18 protein-coding genes are annotated in these 20544 nt (G+C 36.6%); 3 read left to right on the forward strand and 15 right to left on the reverse strand.

The window, feature by feature from the left end:
- The first annotated feature begins 62 nt into the window (after window positions 1–62).
- On the forward strand, window positions 63–749 hold the full coding sequence (locus H3T44_RS03890; RefSeq protein WP_198196154.1) for an HAD family hydrolase: 687 nt from the start codon (window positions 63–65) through the stop codon (window positions 747–749).
- Here the strand turns inward: H3T44_RS03890 and H3T44_RS03895 are convergent, their stop codons facing one another.
- From H3T44_RS03895 to glyA, 6 genes are all read right to left on the reverse strand, one after another.
- On the reverse strand, window positions 750–1556 hold the full coding sequence (locus H3T44_RS03895; RefSeq protein WP_198196156.1) for a DUF3108 domain-containing protein: 807 nt from the start codon (window positions 1554–1556) through the stop codon (window positions 750–752).
- A 91-nt stretch (window positions 1557–1647) separates the two neighbouring features.
- On the reverse strand, window positions 1648–2862 hold the full coding sequence (gene hmpA / locus H3T44_RS03900) for an NO-inducible flavohemoprotein (protein WP_198196158.1): 1215 nt from the start codon (window positions 2860–2862) through the stop codon (window positions 1648–1650).
- A 153-nt stretch (window positions 2863–3015) separates the two neighbouring features.
- On the reverse strand, window positions 3016–3942 hold the full coding sequence (locus H3T44_RS03905; RefSeq protein ID WP_198196160.1) for a mitochondrial fission ELM1 family protein: 927 nt from the start codon (window positions 3940–3942) through the stop codon (window positions 3016–3018).
- Entirely contained in the window at window positions 3939–5054 is a 1116-nt protein-coding gene (locus H3T44_RS03910) for a glycosyltransferase family 4 protein (protein WP_198196162.1), read from the reverse strand. Before H3T44_RS03910 ends, H3T44_RS03905 begins: the two co-directional genes overlap by 4 nt.
- Complete coding sequence (locus H3T44_RS03915; RefSeq protein ID WP_198196169.1) at window positions 5047–6285, reverse strand: glycosyltransferase family 4 protein; 1239 nt, start codon at window positions 6283–6285, stop codon at window positions 5047–5049. The genes H3T44_RS03910 and H3T44_RS03915 overlap by 8 nt, the downstream gene beginning before the upstream one ends.
- A gap of 14 nt (window positions 6286–6299) precedes the next feature.
- Window positions 6300–7592, reverse strand: coding sequence for a serine hydroxymethyltransferase (gene glyA / locus H3T44_RS03920; RefSeq protein ID WP_198196171.1), 1293 nt, complete (start codon window positions 7590–7592; stop codon window positions 6300–6302).
- 182 nt (window positions 7593–7774) lie between these two features.
- Between glyA and H3T44_RS03925 the strand changes: the two genes are divergently transcribed.
- Together H3T44_RS03925 and hemB are read left to right on the forward strand one after the other, a co-directional pair.
- Entirely contained in the window at window positions 7775–9226 is a 1452-nt protein-coding gene (locus H3T44_RS03925; protein ID WP_198196173.1) for an APC family permease, read from the forward strand.
- Between the two features lie 15 nt (window positions 9227–9241).
- The gene (gene hemB / locus H3T44_RS03930; protein WP_198196177.1) at window positions 9242–10234 is read left to right on the forward strand and encodes a porphobilinogen synthase; all 993 of its coding nucleotides are present in this window, start codon (window positions 9242–9244) and stop codon (window positions 10232–10234) included.
- 87 nt (window positions 10235–10321) lie between these two features.
- Here hemB and parC read toward each other — a convergent pair whose 3' ends face one another.
- The 9 genes from parC to H3T44_RS03975 form a co-directional block, all read right to left on the reverse strand.
- Window positions 10322–12526, reverse strand: a complete 2205-nt coding sequence (gene parC / locus H3T44_RS03935; RefSeq protein WP_198196179.1) for a DNA topoisomerase IV subunit A — start codon at window positions 12524–12526, stop codon at window positions 10322–10324.
- Window positions 12527–12564: 38 nt separating this feature from the next.
- Window positions 12565–13356: an MBL fold metallo-hydrolase gene (locus H3T44_RS03940; protein ID WP_155568049.1), complete on the reverse strand. Its 792-nt coding sequence runs from the start codon at window positions 13354–13356 to the stop codon at window positions 12565–12567.
- A 14-nt stretch (window positions 13357–13370) separates the two neighbouring features.
- Window positions 13371–14162, reverse strand: coding sequence for a TatD family hydrolase (locus tag H3T44_RS03945; protein ID WP_198196181.1), 792 nt, complete (start codon window positions 14160–14162; stop codon window positions 13371–13373).
- Window positions 14162–15703, reverse strand: coding sequence for a methionine--tRNA ligase (gene metG / locus H3T44_RS03950; RefSeq protein WP_155569188.1), 1542 nt, complete (start codon window positions 15701–15703; stop codon window positions 14162–14164). The genes H3T44_RS03945 and metG overlap by 1 nt, the downstream gene beginning before the upstream one ends.
- Complete coding sequence (locus H3T44_RS03955) at window positions 15700–16653, reverse strand: AAA family ATPase (RefSeq protein WP_198196184.1); 954 nt, start codon at window positions 16651–16653, stop codon at window positions 15700–15702. The genes metG and H3T44_RS03955 overlap by 4 nt, the downstream gene beginning before the upstream one ends.
- Window positions 16634–17299, reverse strand: a complete 666-nt coding sequence (tmk, locus tag H3T44_RS03960; protein ID WP_198196186.1) for a dTMP kinase — start codon at window positions 17297–17299, stop codon at window positions 16634–16636. Before tmk ends, H3T44_RS03955 begins: the two co-directional genes overlap by 20 nt.
- Window positions 17300–17319: 20 nt before the next feature.
- Window positions 17320–18558 carry a D-alanyl-D-alanine carboxypeptidase family protein gene (locus H3T44_RS03965; RefSeq protein WP_198196188.1) on the reverse strand — a complete coding sequence of 413 codons (1239 nt, stop codon included), beginning with the start codon at window positions 18556–18558 and terminating at the stop codon, window positions 17320–17322.
- Between the two features lie 8 nt (window positions 18559–18566).
- Entirely contained in the window at window positions 18567–19439 is an 873-nt protein-coding gene (locus H3T44_RS03970) for an SPOR domain-containing protein (protein ID WP_198196190.1), read from the reverse strand.
- Between the two features lie 68 nt (window positions 19440–19507).
- Window positions 19508–20509, reverse strand: a complete 1002-nt coding sequence (locus H3T44_RS03975) for a lytic transglycosylase domain-containing protein (RefSeq protein WP_198196191.1) — start codon at window positions 20507–20509, stop codon at window positions 19508–19510.
- Window positions 20510–20544 lie beyond the last annotated feature (35 nt).

Here is a 20544-nt window from a genome sequence, read left to right on the forward strand (position 1 = left end):
TATGTCATACTATCAAAATATTTACACTTTTTATATCCCAAATGAGGCTTAAAACAAAAATTATGAATATAAAACCTTATCCCTTGATCGTATTTGATATGGATGGAACCTTAATTGACAGTCTTCCAGATATAGATCGCAGTTGTCAGACTTTGCTGAAATCCTATGGATTGCCTCCTATCAGTACACAATCAGTGCGTTCTACATTGGGTGACGGAATTAAGGTGACAGTTGAAAAAATTCTAGATAATGCAGGAAAAGAGGCAAGTTTTATTGACAGAAATGAGGCTATTGAAAGATTTGTCAAGGATTATGTCCCACATGCGGCCGATCTTTCCAAACCCTTTGAAGGGGCGGAAGAAGTTCTAATAAAATTTAAAAAAAATGGTTGGAAAATAGCTTTATGTTCCAATAAAATTACGCAAGCAGCCAAGAATATTTTGGAAAAACTCAATCTGCAATCATATTTTGATTTTATCGCTGGAGGTGATTGTTTTGCAGATAAAAAACCTTATCCGGTTCATCTTTTAGGAATAATCAATTATCTTCAAGTTTCACCAACTAAAACTGTAATGGTAGGTGATCACCTAAACGATATTCTTGTCGCAAAGAACGCCCACATTACGGGAAGCATATTTGCTGAATGGGGCTATGGTGATTTGTGTATTGGAAAAGAAGCAACCATGCGTGCCCGCTCCATAAAGGATGTGCCGATAATTGCTGAGAAAATGATTGATAAAAAACCTTGATCATTTTGTAGCCTGTCTCAGAATTACTATTACATTTCCCATTTTTGGATTGTTAAATTCAAAACGGACAGGTAACATTCCTATATTGTCAATCTCTTTAAACCATAAATATCCAGGTTGGGGTTGTGCTGATAGAGCGCGGTGACGTGAACGTTTGAGACCAGCCGTTTGTTGAGCCACCGCCTTACAAAATATTGCCTCTCCCTTATAGGGGCTTGTCCACGAAGATGGTATAGGCATTGTACCAGCCGCCTTACTTTGAAACGTGAATATACGAGAGCCATCAAAAATCTTGAATTGGTCGTTACAGTTTTTATTCGCTCTGACCCGCTGAATCAATTGCAACATTGCACTTAAGATATCTATACTGTTGTTCCTTTGACTTTCAGTCACAACATCACGATTGTCTTCAATTGCAGGATCAAGTTTTTCTATCTTTACATTTTGTTTATGGCTAAAATCTATATTAGCAACAAATTTCTTACCTTTGGATTTTCCAGATGATTTATATTCATTTGGTAACAAATTACTATTATCGATTTTCCCTTGAACTGATGACATCATATCCAGATTTAGGAAAAGACTGATAACACCTGCAGAATTAAAATGAGCTTTTGCAAAATAATTGTCCGATATTAATACGTACGATGCCTTTATAACAATAACATGTAAATTCTTGTTATACACATCAAATACCAAGTTAACCGGTTTAGGAAAATTTAAACTATTTTGCGCTTTTACAAGCGAATTATCAAAAAATATCCATGACAAAATACACAATATTAACATTTTATAATATTTTACCATGACTACTCTCTTTCAAAAGATGTCTTCTATAGACAGAGTATAGAATATTCTAAAAAAAGTATATAATTATCATGGTAAAACATTTAATTGATTAAATGCTAAAAGCCCCTGTTCCAAAAGCCTCAACATGAATTTTTTCAGGTGGAATACCTTTTTCCTTCAATTTTTTACCCTCATCTTTCATGAATTCAACAGGTCCACAAAGATAATAATCAGCATCTTTATCAAAAATTGACTGATCTATCCTATTGATGTCCATACGCCCTTGATAGTCATAATCTATTCCCTGTCTATCTTCACCATCAGGTTTTGAATAAAAAATAAAGCGATTAAAAGTGGGACTTTTTTCAACAATTTCATTTACTTTTTCACGTAAGGCATGTTGTTTACCATTATGTGTTCCGTGAATGAAATGGACAGAACGATTACTTTGTTTTTCATGCAGATAAGACAGCATGGAATACATGGGAGTAATTCCAACCCCGGCACTCATAAGAATAATCGGATTTTTCCCTTGCTGATTTAGATAGAATTCTCCTGCTGGTGCAGACAGATCTATGATATCTCCAACATCATAACTCTTATGAAGTAGATTGGAAACCTTACCTGCCGGAGTTTTCCCCTTACCATCTTCACGTTTAACTGTAATACGCAACGTATCTTTTCCAGGAGAATCAGATAATGTATATTGACGCGGCTGAATTAAATTCCATTCTGGGACATAAATTCGAACTGAAACATATTGTCCAGGATAAAATTCCGGAAGCTTGCCCCCATCAACCGGTTGTAGATAAAACGACGTGATTTGTTCGCTTTCAGGAATTTTCTTGACTATTTTAAATCCTCTCCAACCTGTCCATGCATGTTCCCTAATCTGTTCTTTGTATATGCCCAATTCAATATCAATTAACAGTTGAGCCAATTGTTGATAGGCAGCTCCCCAAGCTTCGATTAGATCATCGGTAGCGGCTTCACCCAATACCTCACTAATAGATGCCAGAAGATGTTCCCCAACAATAGGATAATGTTCCGCCCGAATATTCAGGCTTACATGTTTATTGGCAATATGAATGAAAGCATTTTCTAGTATGGTTGGATTATCGATGTTTTCTGCATATGCCAGAACAGCCGTAGCAAGTGCATGTTGTTGCTTTCCGGCTTCTTGATGTCCACGGTTAAAAATCTGTTTAAGTTCAGCATTATTATTCAACATCCGTTTATAGAAATAGGAAGTTAGTTCAATGCCATGCTCTCTTAAAACTGGCACTGTATTTTTAACAAGCGTTTTTTGAGCTTCGGTTAGCATTTATAGTGACCCTTAATTTTAATTAAATAATATATTTAAAATACATCTTTAATAAAAATCTTGATAAACCCTGTTACAACTAAGATAAATCATTAAAGATGTATTCAATATACTCTTTTTAAGAAAAAAAAAAAGTAAATTATTAATAAAATTTTATAATTTTAGTCTTAACTTTGCTTGATTGATGATCTCATCTGTGTCATCAATCGAGGTGACACGCCATGTTTCAAGTTTCCCCTCAAACATCCTGATTCGTTTTTCATTAATCATTGAATTGATGAAGGAAGAAATTCTTTTTGATTTACCGGGCAATGGCAAGATCATTACTGGTACAGAAGTGGCAATAGCCTCAGAAACCATTGAAACACTATCAATTGTAACCAATATATAATCAGCACATGCCAGTAATCCTAAATAGGGATTTTCTCCCTCACCATTCCAAATATATACACTAAATGGTGATAATATCTCTTTTAATCTTTTTAAAGCTGAAGGATTCGTTCTTCTTGAAGGAGTCACCGCAAGTGAAATATTGTTTTTGGTAACAAGCCTTTTTAATTGATAAGCAATCTGTTCAGCTTCTTTTTCACCAAATTTGAATCTGCCATTATTTCCGCCCAGCAAGACACTTACCAATGGTTTTACCGGATCATGAAGAATGGAATTCCAATAATGCAAATTTTCAGACAGCAATGAGGGAGTTATATGATGCAATGCATTACGCGATACAAGAACATTATCCGCTTTAATATTATCGTGTGGATTGGCAATGATAAGATCGAATTTATTTAATGCGATACGCGGATTCTGTATATGTATGGCTATATGATTTTCCTTGCGTAAGTCGGCATTTACAACACCCCCCACACTTCCTACGCTTACAATTACAGAATTATCTTTTGGTTGAAAAGGAAATACCGCTTTTAAAGGATTGGGCCAAAAGGGTGCCGAAATAAATTTCCAAGGAAATCTAGGTTTTAACTGATGAAAACTGTAATCAAATTGTGCCCTTTTAACAAACCCAAGGGCTTGCGTTTTCATTCCAGCAAAATTTTCTGTCAAAATCGAAACTTCTGTCATCGAGTATCTAACTTTAAATGAAAATTGAATTTCTCGTTTATTTGCGAAATTAAATCCTTTGCCATTTTTTTCCATTCATGTGACGTATCCATATATTCTCTTTTTAACGGAAAAGGCAACTCCAGAATTTTCTCAATATTTTTGGCTATATCTTCAGGATTGGGATTGCATAAAAAAACAAGGTCTTTATGATTGCATTGCTCCATTAATCCTCCTACCCTTGTTATTAAAACGGGTTTTGAAAACGCCAGGGCAATGGCCAAAACACCACTTTGACTGGCCTCCTCATACGGCAAGATTATAGCATCCGCCCATTCAAAAATGGATGCAATTTCATTTTCCGGAACCCATCTATTTTCGACATATACATTTTTTCTACGATTTAACAGTTTTAAAACCTTGCTTTTTGGACCCTGCCCTACTATACGAACTATATAAGACCTATCCGATTTGACTAGTTTTAAAGCCTCATTTAACAGATTAAACCCTTTATAAGGCAAAAGACGACCAAAATTCAAAAGATGTATTTCATTTTTGTTTTTTGAAACAGAAATATTTTCATAATCATATTTTAAAGGGGGATGCCATACCCTTATAAATTTTGATTTTGATAAAAAATTCCTTTTATTTAATTGATTGTATACGTATTGAGTAAAAGTTACGATCAAATCTGAATTTTTAATCAACTGTCTTTGCAAAAAATGTTGAAAAAGATATCCATCCCCCGGATGAGGATAAGCATCGTGAATAATTACAACACATGGGATTTTCAATATTTTCAAGGCCGAAATCATAATCATGTCTAATAATCCCGGCATTGTGCATATGGCCAAGTCTACCTTATTTTTTTTAAGATGATATATCAAATACAATATCCAATAAGGAGACTCTATCCATCGTATTAAATATCCCAATATTGATGAATATGTTTTAAACTTTATACCAATTTGACATTCCGGATTATAATCAATAATTTCAGCCCGATCGGATAAGGATAGTAGAATGTTTAAATTTTTAATTGATTTTAAAGCATTTGACAATTCAACAGCAATTTTTGGTCCCGCTCCCTTTCTACCCCATTGCCATACTAAAATATTAAATGATTTATCCATTATTTCTTACCAAATAATTATTAAATCTTTTTTTTAAAAATTTTGAATTAAATATCGTTTTAATTTTATTTTTAGATAAAACACCTAAATTATTACGATAGTTTTCATTGTAAAACAATTCATTAATTTTTTTAGCGGCGAATTCAATATCAGGTTCAGCCCACAAGGCATTCGGCAATTCATATACTTTTCGTGGGTCTTTTACAGGTATCAGTTTGTAATTAACAGGAACACCACAGTTTTCATCAATATACTCACTAGTTGCAGACCAATTAGTGGAAATAACAGCTTTTCCATATTGCATAGCTTCTGCTGGCACCAACCCAAAACCTTCACTACGATGAAGTGACAAAATAATATCAGAATGAAATATAAGCGCCCTATTTTCCTCTGTTGTCAATAAATTAGTATAAAGAATGATATTTTTTTGTCCATCTATCGCTTTCTTTAATTCATTAAAATCCTGACGGAAATCATTAATATAGGAAACCTTGAGAATAAGGCTAATTTTATCATGCGCTATTGTTTCACACGCTTTTCTAAAAGCCCTGATTGCGGCTATAGGATTTTTTCTAACAAAAGATGAAGAAAGATTAAAAGATGTTAATATATTTAAAGTTGCTTGGGGTAAACCAAGACTTTCACGAGTTAGACTTGACGCAATTGCTACAGGATATGCTGCAATAGGATGAGGAACAACCGTAATCTTTTTTTGATATTTATTAGCCCAATGTTTAACGGCTTTTGCGACAAAACGAGAAGGTACCCATATTTCATGAACAAATCTGAAACCCACCTCCCATTCTTTTGGCAAAATTTCAAGCTCCCATGCCCAATAACCTATAATTTTTCTGTTCTTCAATAAAAAACGAGGTAAATTCAATAATGCAAATGCCAATTGTGGGGCATTGATATGAAAAATCAATGATGCGTATGGATAAACTGATAAAATTCTACACGCTTCCTTATATTTTGTATAAGAAAAACCATAGGGGTCAATATCGATTTTCTGGACAGTAACATTTTCGTTTTTGAGTGCATTATACATTATACGCGCACCTTCACCCAAACCAGAAGCTTTTGAAAACTCACCAATTATAATTACGCTTTGATCACAAAAGGGTTCTGATGATATGGAAGGTGCTAATATCCCCCCCACTTTGCTTAGATAAAATCTTCGCTGATATGGGGGCAATAAACGCCATAATTTATGAAATGGCTGAATCTGCAATACCCTTGAAATAATTACTGTTTATATATGGGAAAGCGTTTACATAAAGCCATGACTTTATTGCGAACAGCTTTTTCCGCAAAACTGTTATCATTATCTTTGGCTTTTGCCAATGGGGTTAGAACTTCATTTATCAAGAGACCAATTTCACGAAATTCTGCTTCACCAAACCCTCTAGTTGTCCCTGCTGGACTACCTAGACGAATACCAGAAGTAATGGCCGGTTTTTCCGGATCAAAAGGAACCGCATTTTTATTTGCGGTTATTCCCGCTCTTTCCAAACTTTCTTCCGCCTGTTTTCCCGTTACTTTCTTGGGGCGCAAATCAACAAGTAACAAATGGCTGTCCGTACCATTTGTAACAATATCAAATCCACATTCAATCAAGGTGTCTGCCAATACACGGGCATTGTTTGCCACCGCTTTTTGATAGACCTTGAATTCTGGACGCATTGCTTCAGCAAAGGCCACCGCTTTTGCAGCGATGACATGCATCAATGGACCACCCTGTAATCCGGGAAATACTGCTGAATTGATTTTTTTAGCCAAATCGGGACAGTTTGTTAAAACAATTCCTCCACGAGGTCCACGTAAAGTTTTATGCGTTGTACTGGTAACAATATCAGCGTAATCCATTGGGTTTGGAAAAAGGCCTGCCGCAACCAATCCGGCAAAATGAGCCATGTCAACCATCAGAAAAGCACCAACTTCATCGGCAATTTTTCTGAAACGGGCGAAATCAATAATTCTGGGATATGCAGATCCACCTGCAATAATCAAACGTGGTTTTTCATTTCTTGCAGTCGCCTCGAGCTCGTCATAATCAATCAAGCCATCTTCTTTTCTAATTCCATAGTGCAGTGCATGGAACCATTTTCCAGAAAAATTAGGTGCCGCACCATGGGTTAAATGTCCACCCGCTGCCAAATTCATTCCCAATACTTTTTCACCAGGTTTGACAGTAGCCATAAATGCAGCCAGATTGGCATTCGCACCGGAATGTGGTTGAACATTGGCAAATTGCGCGTTGAAAATTTTCTTGACTCGTTCAATAGCCAGAACTTCTACCTTATCAACTTCACCACATCCGCCATAATAACGACGTCCGGGATATCCTTCAGCATATTTATTCGTCAATACGCTACCCTGAGCCTCTAAAACTGCCTTGGAAACAATATTTTCACTTGCTATTAACTCAATACCGTCCTGTTGACGGGTAAGTTCGCTTTTTAAAGCTGCGTAAACCTCAGGATCTGTTTGAGAAACATCAGATTGAAAAAATTGATGATATAAATTATTTTCGGACATTCATGGATTCCTAGAAAACTACATATTTAAGAGACTCTCTATTAAATATTCAATTTTGTGATTTTCTGCAATTAAATATGTAAGATAATACGCTATTACTGAAAAAATAAATTCCAAAAAAATATGATTTATTTTAAGAACTTTACACGATATTGTGATAAATTTTAAAAAAGGGCTATTCTATGGATCTATCCAAGAGAAAATCACTATTTAGAAAAAAATCCATAGAAAATAACCAGCATGAAAACGGTTTGGCGCGCGTAATCGGCATGCCTAGTCTGATTTTTTTTGGCGTTGGTGGAATTGTTGGAACCGGACTCTTTACGGTTACAGGTATTGCTGCATCAGAACATGCTGGTCCCGCCGTACTTCTTTCTTTCCTAATAGGAGCATTGGCATGTTCATTCATAGGATTATGTTACAGTGAACTTGCTGGAATGATTACAGAATCGGGCAGTTCTTATAGTTATATCTATATCGCTATGGGAGAATTTATAGCCTGGATTGTTGGATGGAATTTGGTGCTTGAATATTCTGTCGGAGCAGCAGCGGTAGCGGTAAGTTGGTCACAATATTTAAAGTCAATTCTGATAAGTTTTCACTTACACCTACCCTATCAATTTTTCGCTTCACCACTAGAGAAAATCAATATAGACGGCCAGAATATTTCTGGGATATTGAACCTTCCATCCACATTTGTCATCATATTTCTCTCTCTTTATCTGATACAAGGGATTAAACAATCCTTTCGAATGAACAATATGATTGTTTTGATCAAGTTGTTTGTTGTATTTGCTGTTATCGCTTTTGGATTTTCCTATATTGATTTTGACAATTTCAAGCCTTTTATCCCAGAAAATACAGGTCAATTTGGTCATTTTGGCATTTCAGGAATCTTTCAAGCTGCCGGCATGATCTTTTTTGCCTATATAGGTTTTGATAGTGTAGCTTCTACTGCACAGGAAGTTAAAAATCCATCAAGGGATATCCCGAAAGCTATTTTAATAATCATTACAATTACAGCACTCATTTATGTCACGTTTGCATTTGTTATTGTCGGGCTTGTCAATTTTCATCAATTGCTTGGCAATGGCGCACCTGTGGCAACAGCCATTGATCACACCCCTTATAAATGGTTACAGCCCGTAATCAAATTCAGTATCATCATTGGTTATTTTCCTGTTCTTGTATTACTTCTTGTAGGTCAAACACGTATCTTTTTTACTCTTTCTAAAGACGGTTTGATTCCCAAATTCTTTTCTGTTATTCATCCCGACCATAAAACTCCTCATCTATCACACATGTTTTTTATGGTTTTTATCTGTATTCTATCTGCTTTTATTCCTATTTCAATTTTAAGTGAAATGTGCTCTATAGGTGCATTATCCGCCTTTTTTTTCGTATGTATATCTGTAATGATTTTACGTCGAACCCATAAAGATTTCCCCCGGCGTTTTAAAGTGCCAGGTGGCGATATCATACCGATACTTGGCACTTTGGTTTGTTGTGTGCTGATGTATTCCCTAAGCAATATAACATGGTTAACAATTGGGGGATGGATGTTCATAGGTATAATTATTTATTGGCTTTATGGTCATAAACACAGTAAATTACAACAGAAATTTCATAATTAATTAAGGATTGATACCATGATTGGAAGCTTTCCTCTGACTCGTATGCGACGCAATCGAATTGATTCTGCAACGCGTCGTCTGGTAGCTGAAAATAAATTGAGTAAAGATGATTTGATTTGGCCAATTTTTATTATTGAGGGCAACAATATTGAAACAGAAGTTTCTTCAATGCCTGGAATTAAACGGGTTACTGTTGATCGTCTGGCTGCATATATAGAACCTGCTGCAAATCTGGATATCCCCGCGCTTGCATTATTCCCTGTGACCACCAACGATAAACGTGATCCAGAGGGAAAGGAAGCCTATAATCCCGATAATCTAATTTGCCGTGCATCAAGAGAACTTAAAAAAAGATTTCCAGAAATATTATTAATCGGGGATGTAGCTCTTGATCCTTATACCAGCCATGGCCATGACGGAATAATAAAAAATGGTTATATTGCCAATGATGAAACCATAGAGATACTAGTCAGGCAATCGATTAATCAAGCCCGAGCAGGTATGGATTTTATCGCGCCTTCTGACATGATGGATGGTAGGGTCGCGGCAATCCGAAAGGCATTGGACAATGATAATTTTGTTAATACACGAATCATGTCATATGCCGCAAAATATGCCAGTGTTTATTATGGACCTTTCAGAGATGCGCTGGAATCAGGAAAACTTTTAAAAGGCGATAAAAAAACTTATCAGATGGATCCTGCCAATAGTCGAGAGGCTCTTTCTGAAGTCGAACTTGATATTCAAGAAGGTGCTGATTCAGTTATCATCAAACCGGGATTGCCCTATCTAGACATAATCCGAATGGTAAGAGATAGATTCAATATTCCAATTGTCAGTTACCAGGTTTCTGGTGAATATGCCATGTTGAAAAACGCGATTAACCATGATTACCTTGATAATAATCAGGCTATTCTTGAAACGCTTCTCTGTTTCAAGAGAGCTGGAGCAAATGCGATTATGACTTATTTTGCTCCAGAAGCGGCAAAATTATTAAAACAGTTATAATTTTTATCTATAAAGGGGTATTTTAAATATTAATTAATTAATTAATTAATTAATTATTTTATAAATATCCTTTGGACTAAAATAAGACTAAATTCTCAACCAATTAGGAGATTTATGTCCAACAGATGCACGATTACCTATATAATTTTCCAATATTTCAAAATTTCTGACTTTTGTTTGACCAGGCATTGTAAAACCAATCTCAGAATCAAAAACTATAACCAGTTTCAGTTTTCCTTTACCCAATTTCTGTAATAGAACACCACTACCCTTTTTTAATTCAGGAATTTGTTCTAGTGGAAATATCAGAAATTTACTGGATGAATTCGCAATGGCAATATAATTTCCATTACCTTCAAGACAAGCGAATGTTTTTTCATTATCCTTTAAAGTTAGAACTTGTTTACCCGTTTTCCGTTCAGTAACAAGATTTTCCCCAGAAATGACAAATCCCTTTGCTGAGGTTGAAACAAGAACATATTTCTTTTTTTCATCTAAAATAAAAAATTCAATAACCTCAGCATCATTTGCTATGTCTGCAAGAAGACGTATGGGTTGACCATCACCTCGGCCTCTTGGTAAATCTAATGCCTTTATATTGAATGATTTACCTTCACTACCGATAATGCAAATTCGATCATTACTATGACATTCCAATATTTTAAATAAATGATCCCCTTCTTTGAATTTCAGCTTATCACTGTCAAGATTATGTCCTTTCAAAGCACGTATCCAACCTTTGGAGGATAAAATAATTGTCAGAGGTTCACGTTCCACCTCTTCCAGAATATCCATAACATCTATTGTTTTAGGTGCTTCAGAAATTTCCGTTTTTCTCAAACCATCATCGGACTGACCGAACGTTTTCAAACCCTCTTTCAATTCTTTGTTGATTTCTTTCCAGCAAAGAGATTCACTTGCCAGCAACGTTTTTAAATTAGATTTTTCATTGGTGAGTTGTGCATATTCATTTTTTATTGCATTTTCTTCCAATCGTCTCAAACTTCTCAAACGGATATTGAGAATGGCTTCGGCCTGAACATCCGACAGATTGAAAGTTTGCATCAAAACAGTTTTTACTTCATCTTCATCTCGAATTATACGAATAACTTCATCAAGATTTAGATATACCGCTAATAAACCCTCCAGAATTTCCAATCGCTGTTCAATAACATTTAACCGATATTGACTTCGACGTTTGAGAACTTCATAACGATGATCCAACCATGATTTCAAAATGGCTTTCAATCCCATCAATTTAGGAACGGCATTGCGATCAAGCACATTCATGTTGTAAGCAAACCGGTTTTCCAAGACAGTCAGTTTAAACATGGATTCCATTAAAATTTCTGGCTGCACTGTTTTAACTTTGGGCTCTAATATAAGCCGTATTTCATCAGTACTTTCATCTCTTATATCTGCCAATAATGGAAGCCTCTTCTGTTCCATCAAAGTGGCTATCTGTTCAATCAATTTGGATTTCTGCACTTGGTAGGGTATTTCCTTAACAACGATAACCCAAGTTCCAAATCGGCCATGTTCAATTTCCCATTTTGCCCTGAGCCTTAATGAGCCTCGACCAGTTTCGTAAGTTTGTTGAATAACATTTTGATTTTCAACAATTTTCCCTCCTGTTGGAAAATCTGGACCTTTTACAAAATGCAACAAATCCTGTGTAGAAACTTCAGGATTTTTAATAAGGATCATAGCGGCCTGATAAATTTCACCCACATTATGTGGGGGAATATTTGTTGCCATTCCAACAGCAATTCCGCTTGCACCATTTGCCAAAAGATTTGGGAATGCACCTGGTAAAACAACGGGTTCTTTTTCCTCTCCATCATAGGTATCACGAAAATCAACACAATCTTCATCGATACCTTGCAATAAAAACTGGGCAATTCTTGTCATACGGGATTCAGTATAACGCATGGCCGCAGCATTATCACCATCAATGGATCCAAAATTTCCCTGTCCTTCAATCAAGGGATACCGTACAGCGAAATCCTGTGCTAGACGAACGAGCGCTTCATAGACAGCGGCATCCCCATGGGGATGATATTTACCAATAACATCCCCAACAATACGGGCGCATTTCTTAAATCCTGACTTTGGATCAAGTTTCAATTGACGCATGGCATATATCAAACGACGATGAACAGGTTTCAATCCATCCCTTACATCTGGTAATGAACGCGACATTATTGTTGACAGGGCATAGGCCAGATAGCGTTCACTTAATGCCCTTGCAAAGGGAGCGTCCTTGATTAAACCGTCAGATGCAGCAGTCATATTATACTCTTGTATGTTTTAATTTATTATTTGTATGATTACGAAGAATAGAGAATTAGTCCATCATAGGCAACTTCGATGTCCGGCGGCAGATTTGCCTTTAGCCAATTCCAATCCATATCAGGTCCCATATGCGTTAAAATCGTTCTTTTTGGCTTGATAATTTTTTTCCATTCCAGAACCTTGCCAATCCATGCATGGGCAGGATGTTCATTCCGTTGAAAACATCCCACAATAAACAGATCAAGATTGGATAAAATTTTCAACCCTTGTTCTGGAATCCCAACCACATCGGTACAATATGCCACATCACCACATCGTATGCCCATGGATTTACAAAAACCATGTATCTGTTCACATGTTTGAATAGATTGATTTTCAATCATGAAATTATCATAATAATCAATCTGATGAACATCCAAAACTGGACGAAAAAAATATGGTTGGGTTTTCCATGGCTTAAATGCGTAGGCAAATCTTGATTTCAATTCAGATAATGTATCTTTCGTTGCATATATTGGTAAGGCTTTACCCAAAACTCTGTTGATTGAACGCAATTCATCCAGACCAGCAATATGATCTGCATGTGCATGAGAATAAATGACAGCGTCAACCCTGCCAATTTTTTCTCTCAATAACTGAGTTCGTATATCAGGACCTGAATCAATTAGAATTCTTTTGCCATTATTCAACTCAATAACGATAGAGGATCGAGTTCGTTGATTCTTTTGTTCCAGGGGATCACATATTCCCCAATTCCCCTGACCATCATCACCTCCTACCAATGGGACACCACCCGAACCTCCGCATCCCAGAATAGTGATTTTCATTAAACAATTTACCTTTAAAAAGACGCCTTTTTAAAAAGACGATGAAAATTATCTGTTGTTTGTTTTTTAAACGTTTCAAAATCAACCGCCAACAATTTTGCCATAAATTCTGCTGTTTGATAAACATATGCAGGTTCATTTTGTTTGCCCCGAAATGGTACGGGAGCCAGATAAGGAGAATCAGTTTCAACAAGAATTTTATCTTGAGGTAAATGAAGAACGATATCGCGTAAATCCTGGGCTTTTTTAAAAGTGATTATACCTGAAATACTAATATATCCACCCAAACCTAGAACTGTTTCGGCCAGTTTCATACTAGATGTAAAACAATGAATTAAAAATGGAAATCCTCCCCTTTTTTCTGTCTCTCTCTTTAAGATTTTGGCAATATCATCATCTGCATCCCGGGCATGAATACATACAGGCAATCCAGTTTGTTGTGAGGCACGGATATGATTTTCAAAAGATTCTTTCTGTCGTTCAAAAGCCTCTTGTTTACCGTAAAAATAATCAAGTCCGGTTTCACCTATACCTATAACTTTGGGATGATTGGTTAATTCAACAATTCTGTCAACAGAACAAAAAGGTTCATCCATCACATATTCAGGATGAGTTCCAATCGTGCACCATACACTCAAATGATCAGTTGTATAATCGGTTATTCCTATTTGCTGCCGCGCATTTGATAAACGCGTTCCTATTGTTACAACTTCACCCAAACCTGCATGTGTTGCACGATCTATAATGGCTTTTTTTTCATCATCATCAAAAAAATCAAGATGGCAGTGTGAATCAACCAGATGCATCAGATTTGTTCAGCTTCCGTATAACGAGGAAAAATAGGAGAAGGTAAAGGTAATTTTATTCCTGAATGAATTTCTTTTTCAAGATCTGAAAAATTACGTTCATTTTTACCAACCCCAAGCTGGGTCAATAATTTATCCATACTATTAGGCATGAATGGCTGTAAACAAGTGGCAATTTCGCGCAACACATCAACCAAGGTTCTTAAAACAGTCTTCATACGCTCGAAATCAGTTTTTTTCAATTTCCATGGCGCCTGATGATCGATATATGCATTTGAAGCGCGTATAACCTTCCAAATATCCTCCAAAGATTCATTAAAAGCCTGACGGTCCATTTGTTCCCTTAATAAAATCGGCAACAGTTTAGCTTTTGCTATCAACTGTATATCCACATCCAATCTTTTTCCAGTATCTGGTAAAATACCGTCACAATTTCTGGTAATTTGAGTCAAAGTTCTCTGTGCAAGATTACCCAGATCATTGGCCAATTCATTATTCATGCGATTGATCAGGGATTGTCTGCTATAGTCTCCGTCTCCACCGAAAGGAACTTCACGCAAAAGAAAAAATCGGACAGGATCCAGTCCGAACTCATTGATCAATTCAATAGGCTCAACAACATTTCCTACTGATTTACTCATTTTTTCACCTTCAACAGTCCACCAGCCATGCGAAAATATTCGTCTGGGAACTTCCAAACCCGCCGCCATTAAAAAAGCTGGCCAATACAACGCATGGAAACGTGCAATTTCCTTCCCCACCAAATGCAAATCTGCTGGCCAAAAACGCCACCGATCTGATAATTCCGTATCAGGATAGCCCAATGCGGAAATATAATTTGTCAACGCATCGAACCATACATACATGACATGATCCTTATCGCCTGGAACTGGAATACCCCACTTAAAACTCGTACGACTGATGGATAAATCACGTAAACCAGATTTTACAAAACTTAACAGTTCATTCTTACGACTTTCTGGGCCGATAAATTCTGGATGCAATTCATAAAATTCCAACAACTTGTCTTGCCAGGCAGACAATCTAAAAAAATAGGATGGTTCTTTTAACCATTTGACCTGTGCCCCTGTGGGCGCAATCTTTTGTCCATCTGCTGTAGTCGTTAGTTCATCTTCACTATAATAACACTCATCCCTGAGTGAATACCACCCTTCATAAGCGCCAAGATAAATGTGACCAGCATCAGCGATTTTTTTCCATAAAGTCTGGCAGCTTCTTTTATGACGTTCCTCGGTCGTTCGTATAAAATCATTATATGATATGTTTAACTGATCAGCCATATTTCTGAATTTTGCAGAAATTTCATTTACAAATACTTCCGATGTTTGTTCATTATTGTGGGCAGCCTGCTCTACCTTTTGTCCATGCTCGTCAGTACCCGTCAAAAAGAATACATCATATCCATCCAATCGTTTGAATCGGGCCAAAACATCCGCAGCGATTGAGGTATAGGCATGACCAATATGGGGTAACCCGTTTACATAATAAATCGGGGTGGTTATCATATAATGGTTTTTCATAATTCACTTACTAGTTCGAAATCGGAAATTAGGGTTTGTCTTTTATCCAAATTAAAAAATTCTGTATCTTTATGCCATTTTAAAATTTTTTGCCAAATATCAATCCATTCCATTACTGTTCGAGATGGATTGCCAAATCGTTCCCGCCTTGATTTTATAGCCTCACCGATCAGCATATTGAATTTATCTGTCAATAAGCTAAAAAAAACAGAAAATCCATCTTCTTTTTGTAAAATATACTTAACTTTTTCATTCAGCTCACTTCCTTTGAAAGGCTTCTCGAAAAAGGCATCAACAATATTTTGCAAATTTGAGGCGTCAGAATTCAATAATGATAATGCTTTACCGATCGTTCCCTGAGACAGGGTAATTATTTTTTGATATTCTGCCTCAGAATATTCGGGGGCTAATTTAATCAAGGCTTCTAATAAAACAGTATTTGATAAGGGATGAAGCGTTAATTTACGACAACGACTTAAAATCGTTGGCAACAAACGGTTTGGATGTGCAGTGATCAAAAAAATTAAAGCAGCATCTGGTGGCTCTTCCAAAATTTTTAATAAGCTATTGGCCGCATTCTGATTCATCAAATCCGCCTCTTCGATAATGACAATGCGCCACCCGCCATTGGCAGAAGTCAATCGTAAAAACGTTCCAACCGCTTTTATATCATCCATCAAAATTTCCGAACGAAGACGGTTTTTCTTTTCATCTATTCTTCGACTAACCGTTAATAAATCAGGATGACTACCCGCCTTTATCTTAGCCAACACATTTTCAGAGCTACCAAGAATCAAACGAATGACATGATTGACAAAAGTTTTTTTGCCTACCCCGACCTCACCACATATCAACCATGCATGATGAAGCTTATTCTGGAAAATGGCTTGTTTGAAACAATCATATTCCTTTTCATGTCCCCATAAAGAGTCAACTAGTTTTACTGTCATTGTTTTTGTTATATCTTGATTCAGATAGTTTATGCTTGACGAGATTGTAAACTTCCCGAGTTACCTCATGCAATAATTTATGAGCTTTGATAACTTTACATCGATTTTTATTATTTTTAGCTATCAGTTGAAAACCATTCAGAACACGATAATGAAAATCATACCCGAGTTGTTCATAAGCGTCAATTTTTGTTTGACGTTTTAGACAACGCTCAATAAGCATTTCATAAGGGGCATCGAATATCAATGTTAAATTGGGAATTAAATCTATCAAATTGGATAATTTTTGAATAAATTCCAAAATATCCGGATTTTCCTTACCTAATCCATAACCTTGATATGCCAGTGTTGAATCAATAAAACGATCACACAGCACTATTTTACCCTGCTGCAGCGCTGGCTTTATGACCTGATCTACATGATCGCACCTTGCGGTAAAATGAGCCAGGATTTCAGCTTTAAGCGAAAAATCGCAATTCCCAAATAACAATAATTTCCTAATGGCCTCGGCACCCGTTGTTCCACCTGGCTCACGGGTTAAGAGAACGTCAATATTATCTTTTTGCAGCTTTTCTTTCAATAATTGAGCTTGTGTAGATTTTCCAGCACCTTCACCGCCCTCAAAAGTAATAAAATATCCTGACATAAATAATAAAATAATGTTAATTAATTTTTATTCGTTAATCGATAGCTTACATTTTTCATCATACGTGAAATAATATTAGCTTTTTCAACAGTCTCACCAGCTATTATGGGAACTTGTGCAGTAATTCCACCATTTTTTACGGACAGAGAGGCCTCAACATTTTGTCCTTTCATAACAGGTGCGGACAAAGGGGCATTATAATCAAGGGTTACCTTCAATTTTTCACGCATCCCGACAGGCAAGGTTAAAACAAGATTTTCACCTGCAACCAGCGGAACTGTTTCTTGTGCTCCCATCCAAACTGGTGCCTGTTCAACAATATCCCCTTTATTGAATAACTTAACATTTTCAAATTGATTGAAAGACCATTCTATCAAACGTTCACTCTCATGGGCCCGCATATTCATCGAGGTTAATCCATTGACCACCATTATGACCCGACGACCATTCCGTTCAGAACTGGCACATAATCCATAACCGCCAGCATCAGTATGTCCTGTTTTCAAACCGTCCGCAAGCCCTTTGTCTACCAAAACATTTCGATTGCCCTGGGTGATTTTATTAAAAGTGAATTCTTTTTCGGAAAAAAAATGATAGTATTCGGGATAATCATGAATAAGATGATAGGCTATCAGAGCAATATCACGGGCAGACATCAGATGATTGCTATCCGGCCATCCGGTACAGTTCATAAAATGAGAATTCCGCAATCCCATCTTGGGCGCCATTTCATTCATCATGGATACAAACTGCTGTTCAGATCCGGCAATTCCTTCGGCAAGTACAATACAGGCATCATTCCCGGACTGTATAACAACACCCTGGATCAAATCCTGGACAGAAACTTGTCCATTCAGGGGAACAAACATTTTTGATCCCTGCATTTTCCAGGCTTTTTCACTTACGGGAAGCAACTGATCAAGTTTTAAACGCCCGGTTCGCAGCATGGCAAAAACAATATAACAGGTCATGATTTTTGTCAAAGACGACGGATGCATAGGTTGGTCTGCCAATTTATCCATCAAAACGGTACCTGTATTATAATCCATGATAAAGGCGTATTGTGCCAACGTGTCAAAAGGACCTATTGGTGTTACGGCTGGTGGACCATTCGAAACCGTTTCTTGAGTTGCTGACGAGAATTTCCTTCCCGCCGCTTTACGAATGGCTCTTCGGGCACTTGCTGAATTTGAATCTATCAGAGCCAGAGATGCAGCTACGCCACTAATTCCAGTCAATATTGATCTACGAGTATGCACGCTTGTTCCTATTCAACTATAATTTTGGCACCCTTAATGCCAGATTTTAACAAATAATCAAGATTTTGATCAGCACTTTCGACTGATTGATAGGGACCAGAACGAACATGCAATATTCTGCGCCCTCCTTCAAAACTATAAATCACTCTCCCACCAATACGTGCCGCCAATTTATTAGCATAAATTCGCAAGGTGAAAGAGCCACAATCAATCCATATTTGCCCCCCTGTAATTTGACCTTGCGTAAAAGTGACGGGCAAATCTTTTAATATTAATGAAGAATTTAATGCTTTTTGGAAAGTGGGATCTGATTTTTTTTTCGCATCATTTTCGCTTGATTTGCCATTCAGATTTTCAACCATGATTGTATCCAAAGGCGCAGTGTTAACTTTCATTTCCGTTTGCGGACCATTGGGCATTTCAAAAGCAAGATTTTGGCTTTGATTTTCTTCCTCAACAATTTCGATTTTCGCTGTTTGCCCGTTTGAAATTCCCAACAATCCACCAGCTTTTGGCGTCAATTCCAACAATCTTGAAGGATAAGATGATGGACGATCATTCAAACGAATTAAAATTTCCCTACCATTGTCAACATTGCGAACTTTTATAATACTCGGTAATTGCAATGTGGGATGTGCTCCTGTCATACGTTGCGGGTCATAATATTCCCCATCAGCAGTCACTTTATCTTTCTGATTTTTGGATATAACTGCCAAACCTGTTGCATGATAGGCAAAATTTTCCTCTGGATAATACCATTGTTCCCCAACCTGATAAGGTTGACCAACCACATAGTGAATCTGAGCTGGTTGCAACGGTTTTTCTTCCTTGGTACAACAGGCTATACTTATCAACAATAGAGAAAATAAATATTTTTTCACGATATAATTCAAATTCACGAAATTAATATTTTGTTATTTTATATTTATATTACAAAAAAACAATCATTTTATGCAACCATCGCATCTCCCAGCAATCCGACTGCAAGTGCATAATAATCCGAAGGGTTGTAGCGGCGTATTACATTAAAATTATGATAAATCATAAAACCATTATTATTTTTCTCATCCGGTTTCAAAATACTGCCATAAATATCCAGACGGGAAAAATCCGAACCATCTGATCGCTTAACACCCATTGATTTCCATTCACCAAGTGTTTTTGAAACATGATGTCCGATATATGAACCATTGAAATCATTTGGCAATAAAATTTTTTGTCCCCAGGGTTCAGATCCATGCCAACCATTTTTCTTCAGATAATTGGCAATTGAAGCCAGTACATCTTTTTCATTTGTCCAAATATTTGGATGACCGTTTCCTGAAAAATCAACCGCATACCGTAAATATGCGCTGGGCATAAATTGGGGCTGGCCCATTGCACCAGCATAGCTGCCCATCATATTTTCGGGATTGATATTTCTATGATTAAGAATTCTTAATGCATTCATGAGCTCAATTTTGAAAAATTTAGCTCTTCTACCTTCATAAGCCAAAGTTGCCAAAGCATCAATAACATTAAATTTTCCGAGAAATTTGCCATAAAAGGATTCTATTCCCCATATTCCAACAAGTATAGAAGGATCAACTTCATAACTCTGCCAAAGGGCAGTCAAAAACGTTTGAAGTTCATGAAATTTATTGCGACCTTGTTCTATTTTTTCTTTTGTTATGACTTTTTTGTAATATTGTTGCCATGTCATGACAAATTCTGGCTGTTTATGATCAAGTTCAATCACTTTTTTATTCGGTAAAGAATAATTCAAAGCATGCCTCATAATAGAGGCATTGAATCCTAGCTGAACAGCCTGTTGATATATATTGAAAAGAAAGGATTTATATTCGGATGATGATCTCGCAAAAGCGGGTATATTCGAAAAAACAAATTTTCCACTTCCAACTGCCATAACTGCTGTGCCAATAGAATTTGCCAAAAATTGTCTTCGCCTCATCGCTATTACCCTTTTATGTCGATTAAAATACATTG

It is taken from the genome of Commensalibacter sp. M0355 (assembly GCF_016101365.1).
GTDB lineage: Bacteria > Pseudomonadota > Alphaproteobacteria > Acetobacterales > Acetobacteraceae > Commensalibacter > Commensalibacter melissae.

Excerpts from the sequence above, each read along its gene's own strand:
- H3T44_RS03905 (WP_198196160.1), bottom strand. The coding sequence starts at position 3,942 with ATGACAGAAGTTTCGATTTTGACAGAAAATTTTGCTGGAATGAAAACG.
- tmk (WP_198196186.1), bottom strand. The coding sequence starts at position 17,299 with ATGTCAGGATATTTTATTACTTTTGAGGGCGGTGAAGGTGCTGGAAAA.
- H3T44_RS03910 (WP_198196162.1), bottom strand. The coding sequence starts at position 5,054 with ATGGATAAATCATTTAATATTTTAGTATGGCAATGGGGTAGAAAGGGA.
- parC (WP_198196179.1), bottom strand. The coding sequence starts at position 12,526 with ATGACTGCTGCATCTGACGGTTTAATCAAGGACGCTCCCTTTGCAAGG.
- H3T44_RS03940 (WP_155568049.1), bottom strand. The coding sequence starts at position 13,356 with ATGAAAATCACTATTCTGGGATGCGGAGGTTCGGGTGGTGTCCCATTG.
- glyA (WP_198196171.1), bottom strand. The coding sequence starts at position 7,592 with ATGTCCGAAAATAATTTATATCATCAATTTTTTCAATCTGATGTTTCT.
- H3T44_RS03925 (WP_198196173.1), top strand. The coding sequence starts at position 7,775 with ATGGATCTATCCAAGAGAAAATCACTATTTAGAAAAAAATCCATAGAA.
- H3T44_RS03945 (WP_198196181.1), bottom strand. The coding sequence starts at position 14,162 with ATGCATCTGGTTGATTCACACTGCCATCTTGATTTTTTTGATGATGAT.
- hemB (WP_198196177.1), top strand. The coding sequence starts at position 9,242 with ATGATTGGAAGCTTTCCTCTGACTCGTATGCGACGCAATCGAATTGAT.
- H3T44_RS03895 (WP_198196156.1), bottom strand. The coding sequence starts at position 1,556 with ATGGTAAAATATTATAAAATGTTAATATTGTGTATTTTGTCATGGATA.
- H3T44_RS03955 (WP_198196184.1), bottom strand. The coding sequence starts at position 16,653 with ATGACAGTAAAACTAGTTGACTCTTTATGGGGACATGAAAAGGAATAT.
- metG (WP_155569188.1), bottom strand. The coding sequence starts at position 15,703 with ATGAAAAACCATTATATGATAACCACCCCGATTTATTATGTAAACGGG.
- hmpA (WP_198196158.1), bottom strand. The coding sequence starts at position 2,862 with ATGCTAACCGAAGCTCAAAAAACGCTTGTTAAAAATACAGTGCCAGTT.
- H3T44_RS03890 (WP_198196154.1), top strand. The coding sequence starts at position 63 with ATGAATATAAAACCTTATCCCTTGATCGTATTTGATATGGATGGAACC.
- H3T44_RS03975 (WP_198196191.1), bottom strand. The coding sequence starts at position 20,509 with ATGAGGCGAAGACAATTTTTGGCAAATTCTATTGGCACAGCAGTTATG.